General features: G+C 45.4%; 8 protein-coding genes. 6 read left to right on the top strand and 2 right to left on the bottom strand.

Features of this window, described 5'->3' with window-relative positions; translation table 11 throughout:
* Positions 1-261: 261 nt before the first annotated feature.
* Both ACK5MF_RS00040 and uvrD read left to right on the top strand, forming a co-directional pair.
* Positions 262-471, top strand: a complete 210-nt coding sequence (locus ACK5MF_RS00040) for a hypothetical protein (RefSeq protein WP_416918149.1) — start codon at positions 262-264, stop codon at positions 469-471.
* Between the two features lie 91 nt (positions 472-562).
* Positions 563-2,737, top strand: a complete 2,175-nt coding sequence (gene uvrD / locus ACK5MF_RS00035; RefSeq protein ID WP_416918147.1) for a DNA helicase II — start codon at positions 563-565, stop codon at positions 2,735-2,737.
* Positions 2,738-3,449: 712 nt separating this feature from the next.
* On the opposite strand, the gene rarD is transcribed toward uvrD, so the two are convergent.
* Positions 3,450-4,367 (bottom strand): EamA family transporter RarD, encoded by a 918-nt coding sequence (rarD, locus tag ACK5MF_RS00030; protein ID WP_416918145.1) that lies wholly within the window; start codon positions 4,365-4,367, stop codon positions 3,450-3,452.
* 303 nt (positions 4,368-4,670) lie between these two features.
* Here rarD and recQ point away from each other — a divergent pair, with 303 nt between their 5' ends.
* Entirely contained in the window at positions 4,671-6,506 is a 1,836-nt protein-coding gene (gene recQ, locus ACK5MF_RS00025) for an ATP-dependent DNA helicase RecQ (RefSeq protein ID WP_416918143.1), read from the top strand.
* Positions 6,499-6,801 carry a DUF3630 family protein gene (locus ACK5MF_RS00020; RefSeq protein WP_416918141.1) on the top strand — a complete coding sequence of 101 codons (303 nt, stop codon included), beginning with the start codon at positions 6,499-6,501 and terminating at the stop codon, positions 6,799-6,801. The genes recQ and ACK5MF_RS00020 overlap by 8 nt, the downstream gene beginning before the upstream one ends.
* A gap of 40 nt (positions 6,802-6,841) precedes the next feature.
* On the opposite strand, the gene ACK5MF_RS00015 is transcribed toward ACK5MF_RS00020, so the two are convergent.
* Positions 6,842-8,671, bottom strand: a complete 1,830-nt coding sequence (locus tag ACK5MF_RS00015) for an ABC transporter ATP-binding protein (RefSeq protein WP_416918139.1) — start codon at positions 8,669-8,671, stop codon at positions 6,842-6,844.
* A gap of 245 nt (positions 8,672-8,916) precedes the next feature.
* Between ACK5MF_RS00015 and ACK5MF_RS00010 the strand changes: the two genes are divergently transcribed.
* Together ACK5MF_RS00010 and ACK5MF_RS00005 are read left to right on the top strand one after the other, a co-directional pair.
* The gene (locus ACK5MF_RS00010) at positions 8,917-10,929 is read left to right on the top strand and encodes a TonB-dependent siderophore receptor (protein ID WP_416918151.1); all 2,013 of its coding nucleotides are present in this window, start codon (positions 8,917-8,919) and stop codon (positions 10,927-10,929) included.
* A 106-nt stretch (positions 10,930-11,035) separates the two neighbouring features.
* Positions 11,036-11,799, top strand: a 764-nt coding sequence (locus ACK5MF_RS00005) for an ABC transporter ATP-binding protein (protein ID WP_416918137.1), incomplete at its 3' end; no start/stop codon positions are given.

Below are 11,799 nucleotides of genomic sequence, written 5' to 3'. Positions count from 1 at the left end.
TTGGTGTTATACTCTTCCTACTTGAAGCTGCAGCGCTTTAATGTTTTGGTATGGGGGCTGAGCTCGCTCACCCCAATCACATAGCTTATCTATGCTCATGGGGATTCGCTCACTTGCCGCCTACCTGCAACTTCAAGTAGTTTGAGTATATTCAGATAATCCAGTTCAAAAAATAACATAGCCCCGCTTTATCTGGCGGGGTTATTTGTTAGAGTGGCTTTGCTTTTAAAACAGAAAATTTGGATTTAAAAGGAGATAACTATGATTCAGGGACAGGCGTTAATCATTTCTTTATTCGCAACATTGTTGCTTTTAGGCTGCGCTGAGCTTAAGCAAGCTGGCAGAGACGTTGGGCATGCAACCCGAGACGCTGCAACCGCGATTGGCCATGCTACTCGCGACACCACTAAAGCCATTGGTCACGCATCGCGCGATGCGGTGACAGATATTCACGATGATTTAAGCCAATAATAAGCAAAGAAATTGGCTGAACTACAAGCATGTTGGCGTTATTTAGGGTTATAATCGTCGCTATTATGTATAAATAACCAGTAGCTAAGCCATGATGGATCCCTCTCTTTTACTCGACGGTTTAAACGATAAACAACGCGAAGCCGTTGCTGCGCCTCTCGAAAATCTATTAGTGCTCGCCGGTGCCGGAAGTGGTAAAACCCGTGTTCTGGTACACCGTATTGCATGGTTATTATCGGTAGAGCAGGCATCTCCGTTTTCAATTATGTCGGTCACTTTTACCAACAAAGCGGCCGCAGAAATGCGTGGTCGAATTGATGAGTTGATGATGGGCAGTTCATCTGGCATGTGGAATGGTACTTTCCACGGGATCTGTCATCGAATTCTGCGTGCTCACTATCTGGATGCGAAACTGCAAGAAGACTTCCAGATTATCGATTCTGATGATCAAATGCGTCTGCTTCGCCGTCTGATAAAAGCACAAAATTTGGATGAGAAGCAGTGGCAAGCACGTCAGGTCTCATGGTGGATTAACGGCAAAAAAGACGAAGGCTTACGTCCGGCGCATATTGATGCGTACCGCGATCCAGTGACGCAAACTTATGTACAGATCTACACTGCTTATCAAGATGCTTGTGATCGCGCTGGATTGGTCGATTTTGCTGAGATCTTGCTGCGAACGTTAGAGTTATTGCGTGATAACAAACATATCCGCGAACATTATCAAGCTCGCTTTAAACATATTTTGGTCGACGAATTCCAGGATACCAACAACATTCAATACGCTTGGCTGCGTCAGATGACGGGCAAAGAGACTCACGTGATGATCGTCGGCGATGATGACCAATCTATCTATGGCTGGCGTGGTGCGAAAGTCGAAAACATCGAGAAGTTTACCCAAGAATTCCCAAGCGTAAATACCATTCGTCTGGAGCAAAACTACCGCTCAACCAAGACCATTCTTGAAGCATCGAACACTCTGATTGCCAATAACAGCGAGCGTATGGGCAAAGAGCTGTGGACTGATGGTGCTGAAGGCGAGCCGATCTCGGTTTATTCCGCCTATAACGAGCTGGATGAAGCACGCTTTGTGGTCGGTAAAATCAAAGCGTGGCATGAAGACGGTGGTGCTTTAGACGATACGGCGATTTTATACCGCAATAACGCTCAGTCACGTGTGCTGGAAGAAGCCTTGATTCAGGCGGGTTTAGCATATCGAATTTACGGCGGTATGCGCTTCTTCGAACGTCAGGAAATCAAAGATGCGCTGAGTTACTTACGCTTGATGGCTAACCGTAACGATGACACTGCATTTGAACGCGTAGTGAACACACCCACTCGTGGCTTAGGCGATAAAACCTTGGATACCATTCGCCTTGCTGCTCGTGATCGTGGTTGCACCTTATGGGATGCGAGTGTTTTGCTATTAGAAGAGAAAGTGCTCGCCGGGCGAGCTGCCTCGTCGCTGGGGCGCTTTGTTGAACTGGTTAACGCGTTAGAAGACGACAGTGCTGAGATGTCTTTGCATGAGCAAACTGACCATGTGATCAAAACCTCGGGTCTGTTTGAGATGTACCAGCAAGAGAAAGGCGAAAAGTCCAAGGCGCGGATAGAGAACTTGGAGGAGCTGGTAACAGCAACCCGTCAGTTCGAAAAGCCGGAAGAAGCCGAAGAGATGACCTTACTGACCGCATTCTTGACCCATGCAGCACTGGAATCGGGTGAAGGTCAGGCCGATGAGTTTGATGATGCGGTTCAGTTAATGACACTGCACAGCGCCAAAGGTTTGGAATTCCCAATGGTATTTATGGTTGGCGTTGAAGAGGGCATGTTCCCTAGTCAGATGTCAGCTGAAGAAGCCGGACGTTTAGAAGAGGAACGCCGCCTGTGTTACGTGGGAATGACCCGTGCCATGCAGAAGCTTTACATCACTTACGCGGAAATGCGTCGTTTGTACGGACAGGATAAGTATCACAAGCCTTCGCGCTTTATTCGCGAGCTGCCAGAGAAATGCTTGGATGAAGTGCGTATGAAAGCGCAGGTGAGTCGTCCGGCAAGCAGTGGTCGTTTCAGCCGGACGGTTGTCAAAGAGAATTTTAATGAGACGGGCTTTACGCTCGGCTCTCGTGTCCGTCACCCGAAATTTGGTGAAGGTACCATCATCAACTTTGAAGGCAGCGGTCCGCAAAGCCGCGTTCAGGTTGCGTTTAACGGTGAAGGTATCAAATGGCTGGTTACTGCATACGCGAAATTGGAACGAGTGTAGAGCAAAAGAAAAACCCCGAGGGCATGAGCCCTTCGGGGTTATAGTCTTACTTGCAGCAATCCGGCTACTAAGTTGCTCCCTGCATCTATTCCTTGATAAGTGTGCCGTATCCTTCAGCGCAATCCTTTCATCGCCATCCTAGCGGTGTCCATGATCTTCCTGATCTGCTAACCATCCCCGTTAGCTCTCATCACTTGTTCCCTGAGCGGTGTCCCTGACATCATCCTGATGTTAAGTCCTTGCCTCATCCAGAGGTGTCCATTGTCATTCCCTTGTCGCTACCATCCTAGTAACGAATGAGTCCGTTCAATGTCCATTTTGCTTTCCTTGCCGACTATTCATCCTGAATAACCGTAACTTCATCCTGAAGCTCACTATCCTTAGTGATCCATTTCCGTGTCAGCATCCTTCCGACAAGGTTCATATTACCTGCAACGAGGCAATCAGCAACGCAAAGAAATCGTTTGCATGCCGATATTTTTTGTATAAAAAGTAACTTGTTATTAAAAATCAGCAGGTTAATTATTTTTAACGTCATTTTTCTAGCACAGAAAGAGATATTTCCCTATCCCTTTGTGCGAGATCTCGCACAAGAGTTAAGGGCGATCTGCCATCTGTTGTTTTGCCTTGTTTTTCATCAACAATGAATATTTACCCAGTTGTTAGTACCGTCATCAATGAAACGCACCAGCGATAAGCAAAGCAGCAGCGACTATTTCGCCGCTGCCATCACCGCAGACCGTTTTCTACCTTGGGTCAAACCGTCATAGCTGAACACCACTAACGCTCCCCAGATGAAGGTGAAAGTGATGGCTTTATCGGTCGAGAACGCTTCTCCGTAAATCAGTACCGCCAACAAGAACATTAAGCTAGGGCCTATGTATTGGAAAAAGCCTAAAGTGGACAGCTTCAGCTTGGTTGCTGCACCGGTAAAACACAGCAAAGGCAACGTCGTCACGATACCCGCACTGATCAGCAGTATGTTGAGGTGTAAATCGTTATCCGCCATTGAGCTGGTGGCTGAATTAGCAAACCAAATCAGATAGATGAACGCAATTGGCAGCAGCACTAAGGTTTCGATAAACAGACCGGTTTGACCATTGACGCTGACCTTTTTACGCAGCAAGCCGTAAAAGGCAAAGGTGATGGCAAGTGAGAAAGCAACCACAGGCATAGAACCAAATACGACGATTTGAATCGCTACCCCAATTGCAGCAAGTGTTACCGCAAACCATTGAAGTTTACGTAGACGCTCGCCTAAAAACAGCATACCAAATACAACGTTTATCAGAGGGTTAATGTAGTAACCCAAACTTGCGTCCAACATATGGTTAGAGTTGATCGCCCAGATAAAAATTAGCCAGTTGCCACCAACCAATAACGCAGTGCTGACTAAATAAAGCATTTTCGGTTTTGAGCGCAAGGTGCTGACCACATTGCGCCATTGACGGCTAAAATGGATGATTATCGCCAAAAAGAAAAACGACCAAATAACGCGATGGCTAAGAATTTCCAGAGCTGGGACGAAAGTGATGGTTTTAAAATAAATGGGTGCAATACCCCACATAGTGTAGGCACCAATAGCCAGTATTACGCCTTTTTTGGCGTTTGTTTGCTCTTCTGGAGTCATCTTTTACTTCTCGATTGAGATCGCGATACCTTACTCACCGGTAATAGCGAGTTATTGAGGTATTACAGAGTTGTTGCGATAGGAAAACGCAGTATATACGCAAAATACCCGATAATGCAGCTAAGGAATTATTGTTTGATTGGTCGAATTTTTGTGCTCTTCATACTTTGTTGGTTATTCTCTGACATATTTAGCGGTTTTATTCACCGGGAAAGGTCTCTACAATAGCCAGCTAATTTCGATGTATTGCGTTGATTTAATTTACCCACTGTTAATTTTCACTATCCACCACTGAGAGATTTGATGACTGCTACTTTAACTGCTGAACAATCAGAGTCACCGTTGACTGCAACAGATGTCTTGCGTGACGTATTCGGCTATCAATCTTTCCGAGAAGGGCAGCAAGAAGTTATCGAGACGGCGATTGAAGGCAATGACAGTCTGGTTATTATGCCAACGGGTGGTGGTAAGTCTCTCTGTTATCAGATCCCTGCTTTGGTTCGTTCGGGGGTGACTGTGGTGATCTCACCACTGATTTCGTTGATGAAAGACCAGGTTGACCAGTTGAAAGCCAATGGTGTGCCCGCGGAGTGCGTGAACTCGACGCAAACTCGAGAAGAGCTGATCAGCGTCTATAACCGTATGCACGCAGGGCAGGTGAAGCTGATTTATGTCTCACCGGAACGTGTGCTTAGCAACGAATTTATTGAGCGTTTGCATAGCATTCCGCTGTCGATGATTGCGGTGGATGAAGCGCATTGTATCTCGCAATGGGGGCACGATTTTCGCCCTGAATATGCCTTGTTGGGGCAGTTAAAGCAGCGATTCCCACATTTGCCGATTATGGCGCTGACCGCGACCGCTGATGATGCAACTCGTCGTGATATTCTGCAGCGCCTTAATCTGACTGAACCTCATATCTATCTCGGCAGTTTTGACCGCCCTAACATTCGTTACAGCTTAGTGGAAAAGCACAAGCCGGTATCGCAGATCATCCGTTATCTGGCCACGCAGAAAGGTCATTGCGGTATTATTTATTGTGGTAGCCGTAAAAAAGTCGAGATGCTGACCGAAAAACTGTGTAACAACCACATTCGCGCAGCCAGTTATCATGCCGGGTTAGATACGGATGAACGCGCTTATGTGCAGGAAGCTTTCCAGCGTGACGATCTGCAAATCGTCGTGGCGACAGTGGCGTTTGGTATGGGGATCAACAAACCGAACGTCCGTTTTGTGGTTCACTTTGATATTCCAAGAAACATCGAATCTTACTATCAGGAAACAGGGCGGGCTGGTCGGGATGGTTTGCCTGCCGAAGCGATGATGCTGTATGACCCTGCCGATATTGCTTGGTTGCGTCGTATGTTGGATGAAAAAGGCGAAGGGCCGCAAAAGCGGGTTGAAACGCATAAGCTGACCGCGATGAGTCACTTTGCTGAAGCACAAACCTGCCGTCGTCAGGTTCTGTTGAATTACTTTGGCGAGTATCGTGAAAAACCTTGTGGTAACTGCGATATCTGCCTCGACCCTCCAAAGCATTTTGATGCAACGGAAGAAGCGCGCAAAGCGCTGTCATGTGTGTATCGGATTAACCAAAGTTTTGGTATTGGCTATGCGGTAGAAGTGCTGCGTGGCATGCAAAACATCCGTGTGCGCGAAAACGGGCATGATAAAATCTCTACTTACGGTCTTGGACGTGATCACAGCCACGACTACTGGGTGAGTATTTTCCGCCAGTTGATACATAAAGGTATGCTGTATCAAAACATCACTCGCAACTCGACGCTACAACTGACGGAAGAAGCGCGTCCATTGTTGCGTGGTGATATGACATTAGAGCTGGCGGTTCCTCGCCTCGATACCGCCGTTCGCACCGCCAAATCTGATAAGTTATCGAGTAAGAATTACGATAAAGCCTTGTTTGCCAAGTTACGTAAACTGCGTAAATCAATTGCCGATCAAGATGGTCTGCCACCTTATGTGGTGTTCAGTGATGCGACTTTGATTGATATGGCGGAGATCCTGCCCACTTCGTATGGTGAAATGCTGGCAGTCAACGGTGTTGGTCAGGTGAAACTGGAAAAATATGCTGACCCATTTTTGGATTTGATTCAGGAGCATTTAACTCATCATGGCTGAGTTCGGTTTAAAGGAATATTTGGCACCCGAAGGTCGCTTGATTGTCCAAACTCAGGCGTTTGAATTTGATACTTTTCCCACCATGGGTGAGCGTTTACTGACTTTGTTGTCTGCCTCCGCAGTAGAGAAACAACAAGATGCTGATCTCCATTCATGGCTGATTGATTTCGAAGACTGTCGATTGATGCTACGCGCCGAGCATTACAGTGAATGTGTGTGGCTAGAGGCATTGGGCGAAGGTCAGAGCAAAGACGAACTGGATTTTATTGCCGGGTTATTAGCCCGCGGAATTTAAGATCTTAGTTCTCCCCCTCGAAGGAGGAGAACTAAGGCGACTACTCCTCGCCAATAAACCCACCTGTTTGGTGAGTCCACAACTGCGCGTATACGCCGTGTTGCGCAAGTAGCTCTTGGTGTGAGCCCTGTTCGATGATCTCACCTTTATCCATCACAATCAGGCGATCCATGGCTGCAATGGTTGACAGTCGGTGCGCGATGGCAATAACCGTTTTTCCTTCCATCAGCACTTCAAGGTTCTCCTGAATCGCCGATTCCACTTCTGAGTCCAATGCCGATGTAGCTTCATCCATAATCAGAATTGGCGCGTTTTTCAGTAGCACACGCGCAATAGCGATACGCTGACGCTGACCACCGGAAAGCTTCACGCCTCGTTCACCCACTTCGACATCGTAACCTGTGCGACCTTGCTCATCTTTCAAATCAATAATGAAATCATGAGCCTGTGCTTGTTTGGCGGCGCAGATCAGCGCTTCTTCATCAGCGTTCGGATTACCATACAAAATGTTTTCCCGAATCGAGCGGTGCAGTAGTGAGGTATCTTGCGTGATCATACCTATCTGTTGACGGAGTGATTCTTGTGTTACTGCTGCAATATTTTGTCCGTCGATCAAAATCGTACCAGACTGAATATCGTAAAAACGCAGCAGAAGATTGACCAAACTCGACTTGCCTGCCCCTGAACGACCGACGATACCGACTTTCTCACCTGGTTTCAGATTCAAATTCAGAGATTGGAAAACAGGTTTCTCTTCACTGTAATGGAAATCGACTTGATTAAAGGCGACTTCACCTTGTGTCACAGTCAGTTCAGGCGCATTGGCAATGTCTTTAATTTCAACATCATTAGCGATGGTGTTCATGCCATCGACTACCGTACCGATGTTTTCAAACAATGCACTCACTTCCCACATGATCCATTTAGACATGCCCTGAACGCGCAACGCGATACTAATTGCAACCGCAATCACACCCACAGTCACGGCGTTATCTAACCAGAGACTGATGGACAGTGCCGCGATGGAAAACAGCAGCAAATAGTTAATTGCATCCACGCTAAATAGCAGGCACGTCACCATACGCATCTGTTTATAAACCGTTTTCAAAAACAGCTTCATGCTGCTTTCGGCATAATCCATTTCACGTTGTGAATGGGAAAACAGTTTGACTGTGGTGATGTTGGTGTAACTGTCGACAATGCGTCCGGTCATAACAGAGCGAGCATCTGCTTGCTCGGTAGCCACTTGCTTCATTTTGGGAACGAAGTAGAACTGAATCGCTATGTAGGTGATTAACCAAATCAGAATTGGCAGCATCAGCACCATATCGGATTCGCCCATCATCCAAATCATTGAAACAAAATAGACCGAAATATACACCAGTACATCGACCATTTTCATCACAGTTTCACGTACAGAAAGGGCACTTTGCATCACTTTTGTCGCGACTCGCCCAGAGAAGTCTTTCTGAAAGAAGCCGACGCTCTGTTTCAGCATATAGCGGTGTACTAACCAGCGGATCGACATCGGATAATTGCCGAGTAAAGTTTGGTGCATGATGTTGGAATGCAGAAATGCCAGCACAGGCATCACTACGGCGACGAGTATCGCCATCGACCACAGGCGACCACTTTGGTCGGCCCAAAAGGTGTCAGGATTCTGGCTGCTTAAAATATCAACCAACTCCCCCATATAACGCAGCAGCGTGACTTCAGCGATAGCAACACAAGCACTGAGAAGTGACATGATCAGTAATGGTTTTTCAAAACCTCGAGTGTAATGGCGGCAAAAAGCAAATAAGGTTTTGGGCGGTTTTTGCGGCTCTTCTTTGGGAAAAGCTTCGGTAAGTTTTTCAAACCATTGGAACATGTTTAATTTGACCTAGATTAATGAAATTGAGAGTGCTTCGCATTTGTACTTCCAATTATGATATTTATCAGTAAAATGCATGCACGCATAATAATGATAATGACAACAATTCTCAAATTTTTAGCAGGGGTTCCACCATGGTCAATACGCGCCTAACCAGGCTCGGTCAATCAATCCGCACCGCGCTTCGCTTTAGCTTGGTGCCATTCTCACTTCTGATTAGCCAAAATGTTTTGGCAGAAGAAATGACTCAAACAGATTCTCAAGCAGTAGAGACGATTGTTGTGACTGCTTCTGCGTTGAAGGTGGATACGCCGGCGCAGGAAACGCCTAAGGCTGTTTCTGTTGTAACTGAACAGGATTTGATTAACCGCGCACCTCAGAAATTGGATGAAGCGCTTCGTTATACTTCTGGCGTAGTATCGCAGCCTTATGGTGCAGACAATGATACAGATTGGATTAAAGTTCGCGGTTTTGATGCAGCGACTTATCTGGATGGAAGCCGTTTGTTTAAAGATGGCTACTACACTTGGTTGCTTGAGCCTTATGGTTTAGAAAAAGTTGAAGTGCTTAAAGGTCCTGCGTCGATCCTTTATGGTGAAGCTCCTCCTGGTGGCGTTGTGAATGCTGTGCAGAAGAAGCCAACAGATGTTCCACAAGGGAATGTTGGTCTGCAAGTTGGTAACAACAACCTTCGCACTTTATCTTTGGATATTTCTGACTATGCAAACGAAGATGGTTCTGTACGTTACCGTCTAGTTGGTCTAATGAAAGAAAATGATGGCGAGTTAAACGGGACTGAAAATAGCCGCTTTTACATAGCGCCTAGCTTAGCGATTGATGTTTCAGACCGTACAACATTAACGTTATTAGCAAGTTATTTAGAGGATAAGGGCGTTCCAACGAACCCATTCTTCCCCGCTGCTGGTACTTTAATTAATTCTGACTTCGGTACTATCGACCCATCAACGAACTTAGGTGAGCCTAATTATGATAAGTACGAGCGTACACAAGCATCAGTTGGCTACCAACTAGAGCATGTGTTGGATGATACTTGGACGTTGTCTCAGAAGTTTAACTATGGATATAACGACCTATATCTTCGTAGTTCTTATGCTTTCTGGAATGATGATGCGACAACCGATACTCTTTATCGTGGAATTGTATTTCGTAATGGTGAAACAAATAGTTTTGCTTTAGACAATCGAGCTGTTGCTAAATGGCAATCTTCTCGCGTTGAAAATACAGCGTTACTTGGTGTTGACCTGCAGTATCATAGAACAAAAGGTTTAGAAGAAAATCCAGCTGATAGTTTTAGTTTTGGTTCTATTAATCCGTTTAATCCTGTCTATGGCAACTACACTCCGATTGATGAATCAAGTGATTATGCTTATGACCGAAAAATCATAAAGCAGCAAGCTAGTCTATACGCTCAATATCAGATGAAATTAGATCAACAATGGGTTGGTTTAGTTGGTGGTCGTTATGATGCAGTTAAAACTGAGAATGAAAGTGTAGCAGCGAGTGAAGATAAGGATCGTACAGATGGTCAGTTCTCATTAAATGCTGGCTTAATGTTCTTAGCTGATAATGGACTATCGCCTTATGTAAGCTACTCTCAGTCTTTTGATGTTCTGAGTACTATTGATGACTCAACAGGAGAGTTATATAAGCCTCTTGAAGGTGAGCAAGTTGAAGTCGGTGTAAAGTATACGCCTAGCTTTATCAATGGATATGTGAATGTTGCTTGGTTCGATATTACGGAAAAGAACTCTTTAATACTTGATCCTAATACGAATAGTACGACTCAAGCTGGTGAAGTTAACTCTCAAGGTATTGAAGTTGAAGGTATTGGTTATTTAGCTGATGGATTAAAGCTTACAGCTAGCTACACATTTACCGATGCAAAAACAGATAACACTGATGGTAATGGGACCAAAGACGCCCCATTAATTCCCAAGCATTTAGCGTCTGCATGGCTAGATTACGATGCATCAAAAGTTGGTTTAACTGGATGGGACTTTGGTACGGGTGTTCGTTATGTTGGCGAGTCTAAAGATGATCCCCGTTGGAGCGATCGAACAATACCTGGGGTTACTCTATGGGACTTAATGGTTTCGTATGATATTACGAAACAGTGGAATGCTCAGCTAAATGTGAATAACGTTTTGGACAAAGAGTATGTATCAGCTTGTAACTATTATTGTTACTACGGTCAGTCTCGTAGCGTAGTCCTAAGTGCTAACTACAACTGGTAATCCTTTAAACTCACTCCTTTCTAAGGAGTGAGTTTTTGCTTTTTATTTCTTCCCGCACCTTGCGGGAATTGTCATTTTTAGAGTTTTTAACTTTAAGGGTAGGAAAATGTATCACTTATCAGGTGTTGAAATGGTGCGAGGTGGGCGAACTATCTTGTCTGTGGATTCACTGAACATACCGACCAATGAGTTAACAGTTGTGCTCGGGCACAATGGTTCAGGTAAGTCTACTTTAGTTAGCCTTTTGTCAGGTCAGCAAGCGCCGGATAAAGGTTCTGTACTCTTAGATAAGAGATCTCTTGCTTCCATGAAAAGTAAAGCGCTTGCCAAAGAGGTTGCTTTTTTACCGCAAAAATTACCAGCCAGTGCGGGTTTGACAGTGAGAGAACTGGTTCGTTTAGGTCGTTTCCCTTGGCGTGGTGCTTTAGGTATGTGGCGTCAGCAGGATATCGAAATCATCGATTCTGCAATGGAAAAAACAGGTGTTAAAGCATTTGCGGATACGTTTGTGGATGAGCTATCGGGTGGTGAACGACAACGAGCTTGGGTGGCGATGTTACTCGCGCAGCAATCACCCGTGCTTATTCTGGATGAGCCTACTTCTGCATTGGATATCCAACATCAATATCAATTAATGGCTCTGCTTGCACAGCTTAATCAGCAACAAGGGTGTGGTGTTATCGTCATCTTACATGATCTTAATCTTGCTCTGCGCTACGCCACTCATATTGTCGCCCTGAAGCAAGGCAAAATCGCTTTTGATGGCCCAGCGTCAACACTCGTTGATGAACAACGCCTGTCAGAGCTTTATCAAACACCCATCTCTTTAATTGACCATCCGAATATTCAAGATGGAATGACTACGAATAA

This window comes from Vibrio sp., assembly GCF_047973365.1.
In the GTDB taxonomy this organism is placed as follows: Bacteria; Pseudomonadota; Gammaproteobacteria; order Enterobacterales; family Vibrionaceae; genus Vibrio.
Note: the sequence above shows the minus strand (reverse complement) of the source record. Positions and strands in the feature narration are given on the sequence as shown.